This is a genomic window from Kribbella sp. DT2, assembly GCF_049844575.1.
Taxonomy (GTDB): domain Bacteria; phylum Actinomycetota; class Actinomycetes; order Propionibacteriales; family Kribbellaceae; genus Kribbella.
Genome location: NZ_JBNCLH010000003.1, coordinates 802,857 through 821,655, shown reverse-complemented (window position 1 = coordinate 821,655; position 18,799 = coordinate 802,857). Strand labels below are relative to the sequence as shown.

At 69.6% G+C, this 18,799-nt stretch carries 18 protein-coding genes; 4 read left to right on the top strand and 14 right to left on the bottom strand.

From position 1 onward, the window contains the following. Positions 1–15 precede the first annotated feature (15 nt). From ACLQ2O_RS17235 to ACLQ2O_RS17225, 3 genes are read right to left on the bottom strand one after another with little or no spacing between them, the layout of a single operon-like run. Positions 16–909, bottom strand: a complete 894-nt coding sequence (locus ACLQ2O_RS17235; RefSeq protein ID WP_425832375.1) for a carbohydrate ABC transporter permease — start codon at positions 907–909, stop codon at positions 16–18. Next, on the bottom strand, positions 906–1,838 hold the full coding sequence (locus ACLQ2O_RS17230) for a carbohydrate ABC transporter permease (RefSeq protein ID WP_425832373.1): 933 nt from the start codon (positions 1,836–1,838) through the stop codon (positions 906–908). Before ACLQ2O_RS17230 ends, ACLQ2O_RS17235 begins: the two co-directional genes overlap by 4 nt. A gap of 1 nt (position 1,839) precedes the next feature. Then, a complete protein-coding gene (locus ACLQ2O_RS17225) occupies positions 1,840–3,180 on the bottom strand; it encodes an ABC transporter substrate-binding protein (protein WP_425832372.1) in 1,341 nt (446 codons plus the stop codon). Positions 3,181–3,334: 154 nt separating this feature from the next. Between ACLQ2O_RS17225 and ACLQ2O_RS17220 the strand changes: the two genes are divergently transcribed. Together ACLQ2O_RS17220 and ACLQ2O_RS17215 are read left to right on the top strand one after the other, a co-directional pair. After that, positions 3,335–4,102, top strand: a complete 768-nt coding sequence (locus ACLQ2O_RS17220) for a VOC family protein (RefSeq protein ID WP_425832370.1) — start codon at positions 3,335–3,337, stop codon at positions 4,100–4,102. After that, positions 4,099–4,854 (top strand): SDR family NAD(P)-dependent oxidoreductase, encoded by a 756-nt coding sequence (locus ACLQ2O_RS17215; RefSeq protein ID WP_425832368.1) that lies wholly within the window; start codon positions 4,099–4,101, stop codon positions 4,852–4,854. The genes ACLQ2O_RS17220 and ACLQ2O_RS17215 overlap by 4 nt, the downstream gene beginning before the upstream one ends. Here ACLQ2O_RS17215 and ACLQ2O_RS17210 read toward each other — a convergent pair. Then, positions 4,840–5,736 carry a LysR family transcriptional regulator gene (locus ACLQ2O_RS17210; protein ID WP_425832366.1) on the bottom strand — a complete coding sequence of 299 codons (897 nt, stop codon included), beginning with the start codon at positions 5,734–5,736 and terminating at the stop codon, positions 4,840–4,842. The genes ACLQ2O_RS17215 and ACLQ2O_RS17210 overlap by 15 nt on opposite strands. Positions 5,737–5,779: 43 nt before the next feature. Between ACLQ2O_RS17210 and ACLQ2O_RS17205 the strand changes: the two genes are divergently transcribed. Further along, complete coding sequence (locus ACLQ2O_RS17205; RefSeq protein ID WP_425832364.1) at positions 5,780–6,892, top strand: FAD-dependent oxidoreductase; 1,113 nt, start codon at positions 5,780–5,782, stop codon at positions 6,890–6,892. Here ACLQ2O_RS17205 and ACLQ2O_RS17200 read toward each other — a convergent pair. The 5 genes from ACLQ2O_RS17200 to ACLQ2O_RS17180 form a co-directional block, all read right to left on the bottom strand. Next, positions 6,831–8,042 carry an MFS transporter gene (locus tag ACLQ2O_RS17200; protein ID WP_425832362.1) on the bottom strand — a complete coding sequence of 404 codons (1,212 nt, stop codon included), beginning with the start codon at positions 8,040–8,042 and terminating at the stop codon, positions 6,831–6,833. The two genes, ACLQ2O_RS17205 and ACLQ2O_RS17200, sit on opposite strands and share 62 nt — an antisense overlap. A gap of 54 nt (positions 8,043–8,096) precedes the next feature. Further along, complete coding sequence (locus ACLQ2O_RS17195) at positions 8,097–9,152, bottom strand: DUF5937 family protein (protein ID WP_425832360.1); 1,056 nt, start codon at positions 9,150–9,152, stop codon at positions 8,097–8,099. A gap of 3 nt (positions 9,153–9,155) precedes the next feature. Beyond that, complete coding sequence (locus tag ACLQ2O_RS17190) at positions 9,156–9,371, bottom strand: hypothetical protein (RefSeq protein WP_425832358.1); 216 nt, start codon at positions 9,369–9,371, stop codon at positions 9,156–9,158. Positions 9,372–9,436: 65 nt separating this feature from the next. Then, entirely contained in the window at positions 9,437–10,708 is a 1,272-nt protein-coding gene (locus ACLQ2O_RS17185) for a serine hydrolase domain-containing protein (protein ID WP_425832356.1), read from the bottom strand. Between the two features lie 81 nt (positions 10,709–10,789). After that, positions 10,790–13,639, bottom strand: coding sequence for a DEAD/DEAH box helicase (locus tag ACLQ2O_RS17180; protein ID WP_425832354.1), 2,850 nt, complete (start codon positions 13,637–13,639; stop codon positions 10,790–10,792). A gap of 247 nt (positions 13,640–13,886) precedes the next feature. Between ACLQ2O_RS17180 and ACLQ2O_RS17175 the strand changes: the two genes are divergently transcribed. After that, complete coding sequence (locus ACLQ2O_RS17175) at positions 13,887–15,449, top strand: carboxylesterase/lipase family protein (RefSeq protein WP_425832352.1); 1,563 nt, start codon at positions 13,887–13,889, stop codon at positions 15,447–15,449. Positions 15,450–15,513: 64 nt separating this feature from the next. Here ACLQ2O_RS17175 and ACLQ2O_RS17170 read toward each other — a convergent pair whose 3' ends face one another. The 5 genes from ACLQ2O_RS17170 to ACLQ2O_RS17150 all read right to left on the bottom strand — a co-directional run bounded on the left by ACLQ2O_RS17170 (position 15,514) and on the right by ACLQ2O_RS17150 (position 18,728). Beyond that, a complete protein-coding gene (locus ACLQ2O_RS17170; RefSeq protein WP_425832350.1) occupies positions 15,514–16,371 on the bottom strand; it encodes a chitosanase in 858 nt (285 codons plus the stop codon). Between the two features lie 108 nt (positions 16,372–16,479). Then, positions 16,480–17,352: a diacylglycerol/lipid kinase family protein gene (locus ACLQ2O_RS17165; RefSeq protein ID WP_425832348.1), complete on the bottom strand. Its 873-nt coding sequence runs from the start codon at positions 17,350–17,352 to the stop codon at positions 16,480–16,482. Beyond that, positions 17,352–18,113, bottom strand: a complete 762-nt coding sequence (tatC, locus tag ACLQ2O_RS17160; protein ID WP_425832346.1) for a twin-arginine translocase subunit TatC — start codon at positions 18,111–18,113, stop codon at positions 17,352–17,354. Before tatC ends, ACLQ2O_RS17165 begins: the two co-directional genes overlap by 1 nt. A gap of 76 nt (positions 18,114–18,189) precedes the next feature. Continuing rightward, positions 18,190–18,486, bottom strand: a complete 297-nt coding sequence (locus tag ACLQ2O_RS17155) for a twin-arginine translocase TatA/TatE family subunit (RefSeq protein ID WP_425832344.1) — start codon at positions 18,484–18,486, stop codon at positions 18,190–18,192. A gap of 53 nt (positions 18,487–18,539) precedes the next feature. Then, positions 18,540–18,728, bottom strand: a complete 189-nt coding sequence (locus tag ACLQ2O_RS17150) for a hypothetical protein (RefSeq protein WP_425832342.1) — start codon at positions 18,726–18,728, stop codon at positions 18,540–18,542. Positions 18,729–18,799 lie beyond the last annotated feature (71 nt).

Genomic DNA, 18,799 nt, shown 5'->3' with positions numbered 1-18,799 from the left:
GAGAGTGTGTGGGGTTCAGCCCTTGACGGAGCCGCTGACCAGGTCGATGCGCCAGTAGCGCTGCAGGAACAGGAAGAGCGCGATCAGCGGCAGCACCGAGAGGAAGGCGCCCATGATCACCAGCGAGTACAGCGCCGGCTGGCTGGCGCCCTGGTTTAGCATCGAGAACAGCCCGACCGTCATCGGGAAGTGCCGGTCGTCGGAGATCATGATGTAGGGCAGCAGGAAGTTGTTCCAGATCGCGACGAACTGCAGCAGGAACACCGTGATCATGCCCGGGATCATCGGCGGCAGACCGATCGACCAGGCCAGCCGGTACTCCCCCGCGCCGTCGATCCGGCCCGCCTCCAGCATGTCGTCGGAGACCACCGCCGCGGCGTAGATCCGGGACAGGTAGATGCAGTACGGGCTGATGATGCTCGGCAGCAGCACCGACCAGTACGAGTTCACCAGACCGAGCTTCGACATCAGCAGGTACTGCGGGACGGCGAGCGTGATCTGCGGGACCAGGACGCCGGCCAGGATGCAGCGGAACAGCGCCTCCCGCCCGGCGAACCGGTACTTGGCCAGCGCGTAGCCCGCGGTCACCGAGACCGCGACCGACAGCAGCGCGCCGGCACCGGCGTACAGGAGGCTGTTGAGGGCCCAGTTCCAGAAGATGCCGTCGCGGAACGCCAGCAGCGTGCGCAGGTTGTACTCGAAGCCGCCGTTGAAGCTCGGCCAGAACGAGAACGTGGTGAACAGGTCGTTCGGTCCCTTGGTCGCGGCGATCACGACCCACACCACCGGCATCAGGCAGTAAAGGGCCCCGAGCAACAAGATCGCCGTCGAGACGTAGCGCGTCTTGCGTGGCCGGCGGGCAGTGGTCCGTACGGCGGGAGCCGAGCGCTCCAGGACGGCGGTGCTCATCGGTCCTCCCCGAAGGCTCGCTTCTGCAGGAAGCTCAGCACCGCCAGCGAGACCGCCAGCGTACCGGCCGCGAGCAGCACCGAGGCGGCGGCCGCGGTGTAGATGTCGTTGTTCACGAACGCGTCGCGGTAGATCGTCATCAGCGGCACCCAGGTGAACGAGATCGAGTCGGTCAGCGGTTGCAGCGTGGACGGCTCGCTGAACACCTGCAGCGACGAGATCAGCGAGAAGATCCCGGTCATCACCAGCGCCGGCGCGATCAGCGGCACCTTGATCCGCAACGCGATCTGCAGCTCGCTCGCACCGTCCACGCGGGCCGCGTCCTGCAGTTCCTCGGGCAGGCCGCGCAGGGCGGTGTAGAGCACGATCATGTTGAAGCCGACACCGCCCCAGACGCCGATGTTGGCGACCGAGAACAGCACGGTGTCCGGCCCGAGGAAGTCCGGCGCGGGCAGCCCGATCTTCTCCAGCGTCGCCCGGATCGGGCTCACGCCGGGCAGGTAGAGAAAACCCCACAGCAGTGACGCGATCACCCCTGGTACGGCGTACGGAAGGAAGATGCCGAGCCGGGTGAACGACTTCAGCCGGGCGCCTTGCGAGTCGAGCAGCAGCGCGAACAGCAGCGCGAGCCCGAGCATCACCGGGACCACGATCACGCCGTACCCGAGCATCCGGAGCACCGACTGCGCGTACGCCGAGTCGGTGATCGCGCCGGCGTAGTTGGCCAGCCCGACGAACGACTCCTTGCGCAGCCCGAGCCCGCCGCCGGTGACCCGGGACGCCCGCAGGCTGAGCCAGAGCGTGTAGCCGATCGGGATCAGCAGGAACAGCACCAGCAGGATGATTGCCGGGAGCATCAACACGTACGGCGCCGGCCCACCTTGGCGCCGCGGACGGCGGCCTCGGGTGGTCAACGGAACGGACGTCACCTCAGGACTCCTTGACCTGGAAGCCCTGCTTCTTCAGGTCCGCGACCGAGGCCGCCTGCAGCTGGTCGACGGCGGCGGCGAAGTCGCCCTTGGACTGCACCGCCTTGGCGAACAGGTCGGAGTACTGGCTGTAGGTGACGTTGACGTTCGGCGCCCAGGTGAACCCGCGCGCGGTCTTCGCGATCGCCGCGGCCTCGGTGAAGAACGTGGGCTGGTTCGGCATCATGGCCGGCGCCTTGGCCAGCGCCGGCGTCGACTGACCGGCCGTCGCCGCCGGGTAGATCCCGCCGGAAGTCACGAAGGCCTCGAGCGCGGCCGGGTCGGTGTTGAGCCACTTGACGAACTTCTGCGCCTGCGCGGTCTGCTTCGACTTGGCCGCGATCGCGGTCGCCGAGCCGCCCCAGAAGCCGGTCACGGGCGTGGCGTCCCACTGCGGCATCGGGACCATCTTCCACTTGCCCTTGGTGGTCGGCGCGACACCTTCCAGGACGCCGGCGCCCCAGACCGCGCTCGGCCAGGCCAACAGGGTCCCGTCGCTCATCGCCTTGTTCCACTCCGGCGTGTACATCGGCTTGCCCTGCAGGGATCCGGCGTTGACCAGGTCGCCCCAGAACTTGGCCATCTTCTTGGTCGGCTCGTCGTTGATGGTGACCGACCAGGTGCCGTTGTCGTTGGCCCACCAGTTCGCCCCGGCCTGCTCGGCCAGCCCGGCGAACCAGCCCGGGTCGCCGGACGAGAACGTCGCGAGGTACCGCTTGGAGTCCTTGCCGCGCACCTGCTCGGCCAGCGCGCCGAACTCGTCCCAGGTCTTCGGCACGGTCAGCCCGAACTGCTGGAACAGGTCCTCGCGGTAGTAGAGCATCATCGGCCCGACGTCCTGCGGGATCGCGTACGTCTTGCCGCCGAACGAGGTCAGGCCCCAGGTCCCGTCGGTGAACGCCCCCTTCACCTCGGCGGCCAGCCCGCTCAGGTCCGCCGTCACGCCGTTCGTGATCAGCACCGGCAGCGCCTGGTACTCGGCGTGGATCAGGTCCGGCGGGTTGCCCGCGCGGTGGGCGGTGACGATCTTGGTCAGCAGCTCCTCGCCCTGGGCCTGCGCGCTGACGGTGACCTGCTGGGTCGGGTTCTGCTGGTTCCAGAGCGCGACGACCTTGTCGATCCCGGTCGTCCAGGTCCAGAACGTCAGCTTGGCCGGCGCGTCCGGGTCACCGGACGGCTGGGGTGCGGCGGCCGGGTCGTCGTCGGAGCTGGAGCACGCGGCGAGCCCACCAGGTAGCGCCGCGACCAGTCCGAGCCCGCCGACCCCGCGCAGGAACCTGCGTCGGTCGAAAGAGTGATCCATGATGCCCTCACGATCGGTCGAGTCTGTGAACGCTCACGGATTTCTGTGAGCGATCACAGAATTGGCGTGCGGCGGAGCTGCTGTCAAGGCTCCAGGCCTTTCTTTCCGGCCGGAGGGGCAGACATTCTGTGAGCGGTCACGGTAGGGTCCGGGCATGGTCAACCGACTGCGCCGGGTCGAGCTCGGCTGCCGTGATCTCGAACGGTCACAGGCGTTCTACGAAGGGTTGCTGGGGTTCTCCCCCACCTCAGGTGTGCGCGACGGCCGGCTGACGGTCGGTCGCGGCACGGTGCTGCTGGACCTGGTGGAGGTCGATGCCTCGGGCAACCAGGGCGGCTGGCGCAACGAGGATCTGCAGGGCGGGATCCGGCACCTCGGCTTCAAGGTGGGCGCGGTGGACGCCGAGATCGCCCGGCTGGAGGCGGCAGGCGTGACGGTGCTGTCGCAGCCGGCCGACGTGCTCGGCGACGTACGGATCGCGTTCTTCCTGGATCCGGACGGCGCGCGGCTCGAGTTCATCCAGGGCAACCTGAGCTACCAGCGGATCGGCTCGGCCGCGCTCGCCGAGGCTGAGGCACAGCAGGTGCCCGAGGAGCAGCCGCGGTTCGACCACGTCGCGGTGACGGTGTCGGACCTGGACGCGGCACTGGCGTTCTGGCGGGACCGGTTCGGGTTCGAGGTGATCGGGGACATCCGGCACCACGGGGATCCGCGCGGGTTCCTGATGACGTACCTGCAGGCGGGTGACGCGGTGCTCGAGGTGTTCAGCTTCGACGTACCGGTCGAGGCCAACGATCTGAGCGCGGCCGGGACTGCCGTCCTGGGACCGCGGCAGCTCGGGCTGATGGTTGAGGACGCGCCGGGTGGGCAACGTCTGGTCGCGCCCGACGGCGTTCCGGTTCTGGTGGGAGGACAGCGATGACACGGATTCTGGTGACAGGCTCGAACGACGGGATCGGTGCGGAGATCGCGGCCGAGCTCGCGCGGCAAGGGCACGACGTGATCCGGCACGCGCGGAACGCCGAGCGGGCCAGCGGGTTGTCCGGTGAGGTGGTGCTCGGCGACCTCGCGTCGCTGGAGTCGACGCGGGAGATGGCGGCCGCCGTACGGGCGCTCGGTGCGCCGGAGGTCGTGGTGCACAACGCGGGGACGGGGACCGATGAGACGACCCGGCCGGTGACGGGCGACGGGCTGGAGCGGCTGTTCCAGATCAACGCGCTCGCTCCCCTGCTGCTGACCGCGCTGCTGCCGGTGCCGCGGCGGTCGGTGTTCGTCAGCTCGGACTCGATCGTGCGCGGGAACATCCGGCTCGACGACCTGCAGCACGCCAAGGGCTGGACCGGGGACGCGGCGTACGCGGACTCGAAGCTGGTGATGGCGGCGCTCGCCTTCGCGCTGGCGCGGAAGTGGCCTGGGTCGCTGATCAACGCCGTGCACCCGGGCTGGGTCTCGACGAAGATGAGCGGGTACGCCGCGCCGCTGACGGTTGCCGAGGGCGCCGATACGCCGGTGTGGCTGGCGGTGTCGGAGGACCCGGAGGCGGTGGTGTCGGGGCGGTTCTTCCAGAAGCGTGCGGTGGTCAATCTGAATGAGCAGGCTTACGCCACGGATGTGCAGGACAAGCTACTTGCACAGTGTTTGGAGCTGGCCGGGGCTTCTCTACCTGACGCCTGAGGTGGGCGGGTCGATCGCGGTGACCATGTCGATCACCGCGGTCAGGGCCGGCGTACGGGGTCGGTCGCGGTGGAGGAAGAGGGCGACCTGCCGCTCGACGCCGGCGTCGTGGATCGGGACCAGGCGGACGCCGTCCAGGTTGGCGGTGGTGACAGCCAGGGCATTGGTGACGCCGGTGCCGAGACCGTGACGGACCAGGGACAACAAGGTCTGCGGCTGGTTCGTGCGGTAGACACTGGCCGGGCTCAGGCCGGCTGACGCGAAGGCCAGGTGGGACTCGAACTGGCGTCCGCCCGAGGCCTCGCCGATCGAGATCAGCGGAAGCGCGGCCAGCTCCGCGAGACCGACCGACGGCTGAGCGGCCAGCGGGTGGTTGGCCGCGAACACCGCGACGAGCGGTTCACGCCAGAGCACCCGGTGCTCCAGCGACTCCGACGCCACGAGCGGGTGCACCGGCCGGATCGCCAGATCGATCTCGCCCTGGACGAGCGCGCGCTCCAGCTCGATGCTCGGACCCTCGACCAGCAACAGGTGCACGTCCTTCACCCGGACGGCGACCTGCGGAAACAGCCAGGCGGCCGCGCTCGGATACGTCCCGAAGCGGACCTGACCCCGTACGGTCGCCAACTCACCGAGCCGGTGCAGGATCTCCTCGGCCGCGGGCAGCAAGGCGCGACCCTCCGGCGTCAGCGCGACCGGGTGCGCCGAGCGGTCGAACAACTGCACGCCGAGCGCCTTCTCGAGCTCCGCGACGTGCTCGCTGATCCGCGACTGCCCGCGGAACACCGCCTTCGCGGCCGCCGAGAAGCCGCCGTTCCGGGCGACGGCGACGAAGCTGACCACCCAGTCCAGGCGGTAGCCGTACGCCGAGGTGAGGTCCATGTCCTCGAGGTTATCCGGGAAGAGCCGGCTCAGGACGGGCGTTGTGCTGGTTGTGGATACCCAAGTCGTGGTGATCGGAGCCGGCCAGGCCGGGCTGTCGGCGGCGTACCACCTGGTCAGGATGGGCTTCACGCCGTACGACGAGGTGGTGGTGCTCGACCGCAACGACGCCCCCGGCGGCGCCTGGCAGCACCGCTGGGACTCCCTGACCATGGACGACGTGCACGGGATCGCGAACCTGCCCGGCGCGGACGTACCGCCGGCGATCGGCGCCGAGCGGGCGAACGTGTTCGTGCCGCGGTACTACGCCGACTACGAGCAGCGGTTCGAGCTGCCGGTGGTGCGGCCGGTGATCGTGGAGAGCGTGCGGTCTGTCGACGGGCGGTTCTCGCTCAGCACCAACGGAGACACCTACACGGCCGACGCGATCGTGAACGCGACCGGGACCTGGAACCGGCCGTTCATCCCGTGGTACCCGGGAATCGAGACCTTCCGGGGACGGCAACTGCACACCGCGGACTACAACGGCGCCGAGGAGTTCACCGGGCAGCACGTGCTGGTCGTCGGCGGCGGCGCGTCCGCCGTACAGCTGCTCGCGGAGATCTCCGAGGTGGCGTCCACGACGTGGGTGACGCGGCGGGAGCCGGTGTGGCGCACCGACGAGGAGTTCGGGCCGGAGCTCGGGCGGAAGATCATCGCGAAGGTCGAGGAGCGGGTGCGGGCCGGCCTGCCGCCGAAGAGCGTGGTGAGCGTGACCGGCTTGCAGTTGCGGCAGCAGGAGCAGGCGGCGTCCGAGCGTGGGGTCTACACGCGACTGCCGATGTTCTCGCGCGTGACACCCGAAGGCGTGGTGTGGGCCGACGGGCGGGAGGAGAAGGTCGACGCGATCCTGTGGGCGACCGGGTTCCGCGCGGACCTCGCGCATCTCGCGCCGCTGCACCTGCGCGAGGCGTCGGGTGGGATCCGGATGGACGGCACGCACACCGTGCTCGACCCACGCGTTCACCTGGTCGGCTACGGGCCGTCGGCCAGCACCATCGGCGGCAACCGCGCCGGCTTCCAAGCGGCCCGCGAGCTCCGCGACCTGCTGCACCCTAGGCAGGAACAGGCACTGAAGGTTGCCACTGCTGGTGCCGCCGGACCGCAACCGGGATGAACGCACCGGCCAGCAGGAAGATAGTGGCTGTAAGCAACCAACCTGGCCATCCCCAGCTCACCGCTACAACGGTGAGCACCACCGGGGCCACCAGGTCGCCGACCTGCGTGCCCATCGCGTAGGCGCCCTGGTACTGGCCCTGCCCTCCCGGCGGCGCCAGCTCGAAGCTGATCCCCCAGCCGCCGGCCGACTGCAGCATCTCCCCCAGCACGTGCACCAGCGCGGCCGTGATCAGCAAGGCGATCGTCACCCAGCCCGAGGTGATGTCTGTGATCGCCAGCACTCCGCAGGCCAGCGCCAGCAGAAGGCCTGCTCGCCGCCCGGCCCTCGCCGCTCCGGCCAGCTGTTCGGTGCCCCGGGCAACACGCAGCTGCAACAGGATCACCGAGGCGGCGTTGACCACCAGCAGCACCGAGATCACCCACGTCGGCGCATCCGTCGCCGTCGCCACCCACAGCGGGATCGCGACCTGGGCCATCGCGTTGTGCATGCTGAGCAGCCCGTCCAGCGCGACGAACGCCAGGAACGACCGGTCCCTCAACGCGGTCAGTCCGGACGGCCCAGCGGTCGACGGCACCGGCGCGATCCGAGTCGTCCCCCACTGCACCAGCCCGGCCGTCACAACGTAGGTCGCCGCGTTGGCGAACAGGGCGATCAGGTAGACCTCGCGTTGATCGACCGCCAGCACGATCCCGGCCAGCGCCATCCCCACGCCCATGCCGATGTTGGTGGTCACCCGCAGCAGCGCCCGCGTCCGGACCCGCTGGTCGGCCGGGACGAGCCCGGCGATCAGCGCACCCTTCGCGCCGCGCTGCCCGGAGTCGGCGATCGCGGTGACCCCGACGACGGCGACGAACAGCCCAAACGAGCGGACCTGCGTGAGCGCGGTCATCGTGACGGCCTGCAGCAGCAGGAAGGCGACGTACGCGCGGTTCGGTCCGAGGCGGTCGGCGACGACGCCCAGCGGCGTACTGACGATCAGGCCGACGAGTCCGGCGACGGTCAGGCCGAGTCCGACCTCGTGGACGGACAGGCCGGCGGCGCGGGTCAGGTAGAGCGCGCCGACGGCGGCGTACACGCCGTTGCCGAAGGTGTTGACCAGCGTGGCGACCACCAGCCGGCGGACCTCGGGCGGGAGGGAAGCAGTCATAGCTGCCAGCCAACAGCTCCGGCGGGCAGGGCAGCGTTGGATTGACGGGATCCGTCAACGCATGACGAGGTCCAGCAGATCTGTGCCGAGGGCACGCATCACCTGCTCGTCCAGCCGGTACGCGACGAACCTGCCTTGCCGCTCGGCGGTCACCAGGCCTGCTCGCGTCAGGGCTCGCAGGTGCCGGGTCACCTGGGTGGAGTTCAGTCCCCAGAGCGCTGCGATCTCTCCGGCCGTCCGCGGCTCGCTGGCCACCGCACGGCAGATCTGCAGGCGGTCCGGCGCGGCCAACGCCTCCAGCCGGGTCCTGATCACCTGAGCAGCCGGTACGCCGGTCCGCTTGGCCGCCGCCGGGTAGATGACCGTCAGCGCCTCCCCTGGTACTTCGCCGAGGAAGACGTGCGGCGCGATGAAGTTGCTCGGCACCAGCAGCAGAGAGCGGGTGGACAGGTCGATCCGCTTGTTCTGCACCTTCTGTACGACGACGTTGTCCGGGTCCCGCGAGTGCACCGCACCGTCGAGCGACCGGAGCATCGTGGTCACACCGTCTCGAGCGGCCAGGTCCCGGTCCTGCCGGCCACGGGCGGCCAGCTGGTCGCGGGACTCGGTCCAGAGCTCGCCGAACCACTCGTGCCAGCAGGAGTCGAGCAGCGCGAGGAACCGGGCGACGGGCTCGGCCGGGTCGGTCAGCAGCGACTCCACCAGCTCCTCGACGGCCCGGCCACGGCTGCGCGCCCACCGGCGTACGGCGTCGGTGTCTGTGCTGCGGGAGCTGAGCGGACGGCCTCGGAGAGGGCGGACCAGCTCAGCGGCCAGGTCTTCCGGCGTACGGGCTCGCAGTGCGTCGAGCTCGTCCTGCCAGCTCGGCAGACCGGTCGCCGAGCTCGTGGCGAAGAAGCGGGCGCGGACAGCACGGACCGTCCAGGTCCAGGCGGCCAGCTCCTTGCGCAGCGGCTTGCTCAGCTGGACGCCCTCGGCCCACTCGGTGCGGTCGTGGTGCCGCGGCTCGGCCAGGACGTGCAGGGCACAGCCGAGCTCGATCAGCGGTGAGGCGACGTGCCTGATGCGGTCCGGGTCCAGCTTGGTGAGGCCGGCCAGAACAGTCGGCACCCCTTAGCCTCGCAGGCGGAAGAGCAGCTCGGTCTCCCACTGGTCCCGGTCCGGGACCTCGAGCGGGTCGGACTTGTAGACCTCGAGCCGAGCGCCCCAGCGGTCGCCGTCGGCGTCCCACTCCAGGCCCTCCTGCTCGGCCCAGGCCAGCAGGTCTCCCGTCGCCTTGGCCCGCACCGCGACGTACGGCTGTTCGGCCCGCTCCACAATCTCCGGCATGTCCCACATCCTGCCTCAGCGAGGGCGTCGCTGTCTGGAGGTCGAGGGCCGAACAGCCGGCCGTCCTAGCTGAAGTACTGCGGGAACAGGTCGTTCGTCGGCCAGGACTTCACGGCGCCGGCCGCGGTCCACAGCGCCGCGTCGATGTCGCCGTACGACTTGCCGCTGGCGTCGTCGCGGCGGTTGAAGAGCGCGGCCCAGCTCATCCCGTTGTAGGTGCGGACGAGGATGGTGAACGTGCCCGGCATGCTGCCGGTGTGCCAGGTGTTGCGGCCCGTGCCGCCGGTGGTCACCGGGCGGACGTGCCAGCCGAGTCCGTAGTACGAGCCGCCGGAGTTGACGCCTGTCGAAGGCTTCGACCAGAAGCGGCTGAGCGAGGTGCTGTTCAGCACGCTCGACGGCGCGTCGAACATCTTGGCCCAGCGGACCAGGTCCGGAGCACTCGCGATCCAGCCGCCGTTCGCGTCCTGGATCCGCATGCTGAACGAGCCGTAGGCCGCGGGCACGGTCTTCCCCGACATGTCGAGCACCGTCGGACCGGAGTACTGCGAGTCGTACGACGTCTCGCCGGTGTGCTTCGCGATGCTCCAGCCCTGCGACATCCGCTTGATCTTCAGCGGCGTGAGCAGCTTCTGCTGGATGTAGTCCTCGTAGCTGAGGCCGCTGACCTTCTCGATCACCCGGCCGGCCAGGGTGTAGCCGAAGTTCGAGTAGGCGTACTTCGTGCCCGGGTCGAAGTCGAGCTTCTGGCCGGCGACGTACTTGATCACGTCGGCCGACCGCAGCTCCATCGGTACGCCGAGCGTCCGGGAGATCGTGGCGTCCTTCCAGTTCGGGTCGCCGGAGACGTCCCGGTCCCAGCCGCCGAGGTGCTGGAGCACCTTCCACAGTGTGATCTTCGACCAGCGCGGGTCCCGGGTCAGACCGCTCGCCGGGGTGATGTCGAGGATGTTCGCCACCGGCGTGGCCAGGTCGAGCTTCCCGTCCTGCACGAGCTTCACGATCGCGGCGGCGGTGAACGACTTCGACAGGCTCGCGATCCGGAACAACGACGTCGGCTGGACGGCGAGCGCGGTCGACGTGCTGTAGCCGCGGGCCAGCACCAGGCGACCCTTGTAGGTGACCGCGAGCTGACCACCGGTCACGCCCCGGGCCTGCATGAAGGCCTTCATCTGGTTGTCGAAACTGGCCAGTGCCGGTACGGCGGTCCCGGTGGTCTTCCAGGTCGCCGCGGCGTCGGCGGGCCGGCTGACCGCGTACCCCGCCGCGGTCCCGGCCGCGGCGGTGGCACCGGTGACGACTGCGAGCTTGCCGAGATTCCGGCGTGTCAGCTCCACGAGCGTGTTCTCCTTCTGAGCGGCGTCTACAGGAGCCCGCGAGACCTGGCGGGCTCCAGCAAGCCTTTCATCGCGAGGGGTCTACTCGACGACCGCTGCGTACGAGATCACACCGCGGCGGATCTCCTCGACGACGGCCCGCGCGGTGCTGCGCAGCGGGGTGGGGCCGGCCGCGTCGGCGACCTGCTCGGTGAGGTCGATCAGCTGCTTGACCCAGCGGACGAAGTCGCCGGCGGCCAGGTCCGACTCGTAGAGGACCTCGGCCAGCGAGGCGCCCGAGGCCCACCGGTACGCCGCCCAGCAGAAGCCGAGATCCATCGAGCGCAGGAAGTCGACCCGCATGTCGCGCTCCAGCGCGGACAGGTCGCGCCAGATGACGCCCATCTTGTCCAGCGCGTCCCGCACCTCTCCACGCGGCAGCCGCGGCGAGGTCGGCTCGTCCTTCGAGCGCGACTCGTACACCAGCGCCGCGAGCGCCGACGCGAGCTGCGGCACGTCCAGGTCGTCGAACACGCCGTGGCGCAGGCACTCGGCCGCGACCAGGTCGAGCTCGGCGTAGATCCGGGACAGCCGGTCGCCGGCCTCGGTGGTCTTGTCGCCGTCCAGGTAGTGCAGCGCGTCGAGCACCTGGCAGACGCGGTCGAACTGGCGGGCGATCGTGTTCGTCCGCTGCTCGATCTTGCGCTGGACGTCGCGGTTCTCCCGGTCGAGCCGGAAGTAGCGCTCGGCCCAGCGGGCGTGGTCCTCACGGTCGGCGCAGCCGTGGCACGGGTGCGCGCGCAGCTGCGCCCGCATCTCCTGCAGCTCCGGGTCGTCGGCGTGGGTGATCACGTCGCCGCTGCGGCTGCGCGACGACGGCGGGCCTTCCTCGCCGTGCAGGTCGGTCCGGTTGCGCAGCACCTGCGCGAGCTCGCGGCGCTGCTGCGGGTTGCGCGCGTTGAACTTCTTCGGCACCCGCAGCGACCCGATCGACTCGACCGGCGTCGGGAAGTCGACCATCGACAGCTTGCGCACCTGCCGGTCGAGCGTCAGCACGGTCGGCCGCGGCCCCTCGCGCTCGGACCGCATCCCTCCGTCGAGCACCAGGGCCCAGCCCGCGCTGCGGCCGGCCGGGATCCGGATGATGTCGCCGATCCGCAGCTTCTCGATCGACTCCTGGGCCTCGACGCGGCGGTCCAGCTTGCGCCGCTTCGAGCCCGACGACTCCCGCTCGCCGATCCGGCGGCGCAGGTCGGCGTACTCGAGGAAGTCGCCGAGGTGGCAGTCGATCGACTCCTTGTACCCCTCGAGCGCCTCGGTGTTGCGCTGCACCTGCCGAGCCAGCCCGACCACGGCCTGGTCGGACTGGAACTGCGCGAACGACAGCTCCAGCATGTCGCGGGCTCGGCTCCGCCCGACCTGGCGGACGAGGTTCACCGCCATGTTGTACGACGGGGAGAACGACGACCGCAGCGGATACGTCCGCGTGCTGGCCAGACCGGCGACGGCGCGCGGGTCGAACCCCGGCTGCCAGAGCACGACAGCGTGCCCCTCGACGTCGATCCCGCGCCGCCCGGCGCGACCGGTGAGCTGCGTGTACTCGCCGGGGGTGATGTCGGCGTGGGTCTCGCCGTTCCACTTGCTGAGCTTCTCCAGCACCACCGTGCGGGCCGGCATGTTGATGCCCAGGGCAAGCGTCTCGGTGGCGAACACGACCTTGATCAGGCCGCGCGCGAACAGCTCCTCGACGACCTCCTTGAAGGCCGCCAGCATGCCCGCGTGGTGCGCCGCGATGCCGCGGCTGAGCGCCTCGGCGAAGTCGTGGTACCCGAGCACGCCGAGGTCCTCGTCGGGCAGGTCGACGGTCCGCTCGGCCAGCACCCGCTTGATCTCGTCGCGCTCGCTCGGCTTGGTCAGCCGCAGCCCGGACCGCAGGCACTGCAGCATCGCGTCCTCGCAGCCCTTGCGGGAGAAGATGAAGTAGATCGCCGGCAGCAGCGCGCCCGCGTCCAGCTCCTCCACCACGTCCGACCGGAACGGCGTGAAGTGCGACCGGGCCGGCCGGCTCTTCGGCAGGTCGCGGCGGCGGCGCGGCTTGCGCGAGTCGTCGCGGAAGACCCGGTTGTCGTCGCGGGCGATCCGGACCAGCTGCGGGTTGACCAGGTCGCGCAGGTCCGGCGCGTTGCCCTGGGCGGCGGCCTTGGCGGGGTTGCCGGACTTCGCCGGACGGCCCGCCGACGGACCGAACTGGGCCTGCGCCGCGCCGGCGGTCGGCGTCTCCCCCGCGAACAGGTCGTGCAGCCGCTTGCCGACCATCACGTGCTGGAACAGCGGGACCGGCCGCTTCTCCTCCAGCACGACGACGGTGTTGCCGCGGACCGTCTCCAGCCAGTCGCCGAACTCCTCGGCGTTGCTCACCGTCGCCGACAGCGAGACCACCGCGACCGAGTCCGGCAGGTGGATGATGACTTCCTCCCAGACCGCGCCGCGGGCCCGGTCGGCCAGGTAGTGCACCTCGTCCATCACGACGTACGACAGGCCGAGCAGGGTCTGCGACGCGGCGTACAGCATGTTGCGCAGCACCTCGGTCGTCATCACGACGATCGGGGCCTCGGAGTTGATCGAGTTGTCGCCGGTCAGCAGGCCGACGTTGTCCTGGCCGTAGCGGCGGACCAGGTCGGCGTACTTCTGGTTGCTGAGCGCCTTGATCGGGGTGGTGTAGAAGCACTTCTGCCCACGCTGCAGCGCCAGGTGCACGGCGAACTCGCCGACCAGCGTCTTGCCGGACCCGGTCGGCGCCGCGACCAGCACCTGGTGCCCGTCCTCGAGGGCGGCGCAGGCGCGTAGCTGAAACTCGTCCAGCCGGAAGTCGTAGAGCGACCGGAACTCCTTCACGGCCGGGTGCTCCTGGTCCGAGCGGAAACTGGCGTACTTCTCGGACGGAGTGCTCATGGCGACCAATCTATGCGAAGCCACCCCCAGAACCACGCCCTCCCCGACCGGTCACTCAGCGAGTCGGCGGGTGACGAACGCGGCGGCACTGCCGTCGTACCGCCAATCCGGACGACCGGCGGACCGATCGCACCGCGTAGGACCGTCCCCGTCGCGCGACTTTGGTTGCTGGGGGCTTATCCATTGGTCGGCACGGCTAGCCGGAAGCCCGATTCGGTGGGGTCGCCCCGACTCCTAGAGTGCGGACATGACTACTCAGAGTGTTCGACGGCTGGCGGCCGCCCTGACCGTCACCGGGGCGCTGACGGTGGGGATCACGGCGGTCTCGACCGCCCAGGAGCCGCAAGCTGACGTCGTACGGACGGACAAGGGTCCGGTCCGGGGCGTGGCCGACGGCCGGTCAGTGGTGTTCAACGGCATTCCGTACGCCGCTCCGCCGGTCGGCGCGCAACGCTTCACGCTGCCGCAGCCGGCCGCGGCCTGGTCCGGCGTACGGGACGGCTCGAAGAAGGGAGCGGTCTGCGCGCAGACCAACACCGAGGGCACCGCGCTGCTGCCCGGTTCCGCGGAGGACTGCCTCTACCTGAACGTCACCACACCCCGGAAGCCGGGCAAGCCGAAGCCGGTGATGGTCTGGCTGCACGGCGGCGGCTGGAACAACGGCAGCGGCAACGACTACGACGGCACCTGGCTGTCCGAGACCGGCGACGTGGTCGTCGTGTCGATCAACTACCGGCTCGGGACGCTGGGCTTCCTCGGCTACCCGGGGCTCAAGGACTCGGGCACGTACGGGCTCGCCGACCAGCAAGCGGCGCTCAGGTGGGTGCAGCGCAACGCCCGGGCCTTCGGTGGGGACCCGCGCAACGTGACGCTGCTCGGTGAGTCGGCCGGTGGGCTGTCGACCTGCGCGCAACTGGCCTCGCCGGGAGCGCGCGGCCTGTTCCACAAGGCGATCATCGAGAGCGGCGCCTGCAGCATGAACTGGCCGGCCGACCTGCAGTACCCGGGCGCCACCGTCCAGGACTGGTGGGCGCCACGCAGCGAGCTCAAGGCAACAGGCGAGACGGTCGGGAAGCAGATCGGCTGCGACGACCTGGCCTGCCTGCGCAAGGCCGACCCGCTCCAACTGCTGACGCTGACCAGGTACTTCGGGCACGGCGGCACCGGGACGCCGTTGCTGCCGGTGGACCCGCGGACGGCGCTCAAGGCCGGGATCGGCAGCCGGGTGCCGGTGATCGAGGGCAACACGCGGGACGAGCAGGCGTACTTCGGCTGGCTGTTCGAGCTCGACGGAAAGTTCGACGAGGCGAAGTACCAGCAGTACCTGGTGAAGAGCTTCGGCGACCGGGCGGCCACGGTCGCCCGTCGATACCCGTCGTCGAAGTACGACTCACCGATGCAGGCATGGAACACGGTCGGCAGCGACCGGGCCTGGATCTGCACCGCGCTGACCGACAGCAAGCAGCGCGCCAAGCGGGCGCCGGTCTACACGTATTCGTTCGCGGACCGCACCGCGACGCCGTACCTGGACTTCCCGCCGGGCTACCGGACCGACGCCTACCACTCGTCGGAACTGCCGTACCTGTTCGACTTCGGGCCACTGCTGAACCCGGCGCAGCAGGAGGTCTCGAGGACGATGCTGCGGTACTGGACGAACTTCGCGCGGACCGGCGACCCGAACGGGCCTGGCCTGCCGGTGTGGAAGCAGTACGGCCGGAGCGGGACCGGGCAGTCGTTCCAGGTCGGTGGGGCGACCTCGGTGGATCTGGACGCACTGCACAACTGCGACTTCTGGAGAGGGCTGAAGTAGCACGAGAGCCTCCGCGCCCCCGGGACAGGTCGGGGCGCGGAGGCTCTCGTCCGTCGTACAGGCGTCAGCCGATGTGGAAGCTGTCGCCGTACACCTTCCAGTCCAGCGGGGTGTTGAGGTCGAGGTTGCCGTTGCGCAGGAACACCCGCTGGGCGGTGTCGACCCGGCTGGTGTCGCTGTGCGCCTCCTCCTGCTTCATCGCCCAGACGCGGGCGTCGAGGAAGGCGTTCAGCCAGGTGGTCTCGTTGCCGCCCTGCGCCGGCGGCTTGGCGTTGCGCAGCGCGCGGGCGCGGATGCCGCCGAAGCTCGTCGACGAGTTGCCTGGACCGTGCATCACGATCGCGTCGTAGTAGATGAACTGGCCGAGCGTGCCGACGCCGTCGGACTTGCCCTGGTTCACCGACGGGTTGAAGTAGACCCGGTCGCGCTCGCTGTCCTGGGCCGCCTTGAAGACCGAGTCGTTGGCGGCGGTCTTCCAGTCCCGGGTGTAGTTCGGGTCGAGACCGTCGTGCGAGTCGGTGCCGTCGACCTCGCGCAGGGCCGGCAGGTACTTCTGCAGCACGTTGCCGGGCTTGGTGTCGCTGTAGGCCTCGACCAGCTCGAGCATGTCGCCGGTGCCCGAGCAGAACCCGATGATGCCGGCCGTGTAGCCGCGGCCGTCACCGATGTCCTCGATGTATTTATACTGCGCCTTCCAGTCCAGCGAGGAGTTCTCCGCGCTGGAGACGATCTGCATCGCGATGTCCTTCTTCGCCGGGTCGTCCAGCCCGACGGCGGCGGGCGCGGTGACCTGGTCCTGGTACTGCGTGCTGCTGACGACGGGCCGCGGCTGGAACGGCGAGGCGAACGCCGTGGCCGGGGCGGCGGCCACGGCGAGGCCGAGCAGGACGGCGGTGAGGTGCTGCGTGGGGCGGTTGCGCACGATCTCTCCTCTGAGGGGCGTCGAGAGGTATCTGTTAGGAAGCTTTCCTATCAGACAAACCCCTGCGACGAACAGAGATCGGGCGAATTCTTTCGGTGACCGATGGATTCAGGCGTAGACGGTGAGCGCGCCCTGGACGATGCCGATGTCGAGCGGCAGCGGGCCGAGGATCTCGCCGTCGCCGTACGCCGTGACCGTCGGCGACTCCAGCCGGACCTCGCGGCCGCGCAACGTGTGCACCGCCGGGTGCCCGAGGTGGGTGCCCTTGGCCAGCTTCGGGAACATCTGCAGCAGCGTCAGCCGCGACACCGGCTTGATGATCGTGACGTCGAGCAGCCCGTCGTCGATCTCGGCACCGGCACAGATCTGCAGGCCACCGCCGTACGTCGGTCCGGTGCCGACCGCGACCAGCATGGCGTCGGTCTCGATCCGCTCGCCGTCCACCGTCACGACGTACGAGAGCGGGCTGAACGTGCGCAGCTCGGCCAGGGTCGCGACGGTGTAGCGGGCGTTGCCCTTCGGCCACGTCATCGCGTTGGCCCGCTTGTTGACGAGTGAGTCGAAGCCGCCGGCCACGACGGTGGTGATGAACTCCCCCGCGGCGACCCCGAGGTCGACGGCGCGGGTCTTGCCGGCCACGATCAGCTCGGCCGCGGCGACCGGGTCGTTCAGCGGTACGCCGAGGCCGCGGGCGAAGTCGTTGCCGGTGCCGGCCGGGATCACACCGAACGGCATGCCCGAGTTGGCCAGCACCTGGGCGCCGAGGTGGAGCGTGCCGTCACCGCCGACCAGCGCGACACCGTCCGCGCCGGAGGCGATCACCTCGGCCGAGATCCGGCCGACGTCCTCCGCGCACGTGGTCTCGTACAGGTCGACGGTCAGCCCGCCGTGCTCGAGCCGCTCCCGCACGACCGGCGCGACTCGCGCACCCAGGCCGCGGCCGCTGGTGGGGTTCACCACCAGCGCGATTCTTTTGCTCATCAATCAGCCAGCAGTGCTTCGGCCTTGCGGGCCTTCCGCTTGTCGAGGATGCGGGCGATGATCTCCGCGCCGAAGAACAGCGCGCACATCGGCAGCGCCAGGAACATCAGCGAGAACGGGTCACCCGACGGGGTCGCGACCGCGCCGAAGACGAAGATCGCCAGCACGATGTACGGCCGGAACTTGCTCAGCGCGGAGGCCGGCACGATTCCGACGATGTTCAGCAGCACGACCACCAGCGGCAGCAGGAACGCGATCCCGAAGACCAGCATCGTGCGCAGCACGAAGTCCAGGTACTCCGGCAAGGTGATCAGGTTCTGCGCGAAGCTCGGCGTGAAGCCGATCAGGATCTCGATGCCTTTCGGCAGCGTCCAGTAGGCCACCCAGAGGCCGGCCGCGAACAACGGGGTCGCGATCCCGGCGAACAGGAACGCCCAGCGCCGCTCGGACCGGTGCAGGCCGGGAGCGATGAACGCCCACAGCTCGTACAGCCAGACCGGCGCGGCCAGGATCAGACCGAACACCAGCGAGATCTTGATCTGGAAGGTGAACGGTGAGGTCACGTTGTTGAACGTGAGCTGAGGCACCTTGCCGTTGTTGTTCTCGGCGATCAGATCGCCGATCCCCTTGTTGAACGGCTGGACCAGAAAGTCCAGCGCCTGGTCGTAGAAGACGTATCCGACGACCGTCAGCGCCACGATCGCGAGCACCGAGATGAGCAGCCGGTTCCGCAGCTCCGCGATGTGGTCGCGCAGGGTCATCCGACCCTCTTCGTCCTTCGGACGGCGTTCTTTCCGCCGCCCGAACCTCACCATCGTCACAGGTGGTGCGCGGGAATCAGTTGGCCGTGTGCGTCGGCGGGATGCCGTCGCCCGGAGCCTGGCCGTTCGCCTGGTTCTGCTGCGGCTGGGCCTGCTGGACCGGCGGCTGCACCGGATGGGCCGGCGGCGGGGCGGTGTCGGTCAGCTCGGCGTCCTTCTTCTTGCCGGGGCCGACCTCGTCTTCCCAGATCTTCTTCGACTTGCCGAGCTGCTTGACCAGGGCCGGCAGCTTGGCCGAACCGAACAGCAGCACGACGATCGCGAGGATGACGAGCCACTCTGCGCCCTGGGGCATACCGAGAAGCGGGGGCATGAAAATCTCCCTTTCACGACTAACGGATGGCTCAACGTGAGACTGGGCCGATACTACGCCCGGGACCGGGCAGACTCCCGGGCCCTGTCCGGACCTGGTCTCTGCGCGGCTTCGAGCTTGGACTGTGCGGCGGCCAACTCACGCGTCAGCGCCTTGGTCTGGCCCCAGACCTTTCGCGCGAGCAGGGCGAGGACCAGGAGCCACACCGCCACGACCGCGAGGAAGAGCAGGAACCAGTACATGTGTTGACCTTATCGGGTTCGGAGCCGTCGCCCACGCGGATGGGTGTTCGTCGCGGGCAACGGTGTCGGAA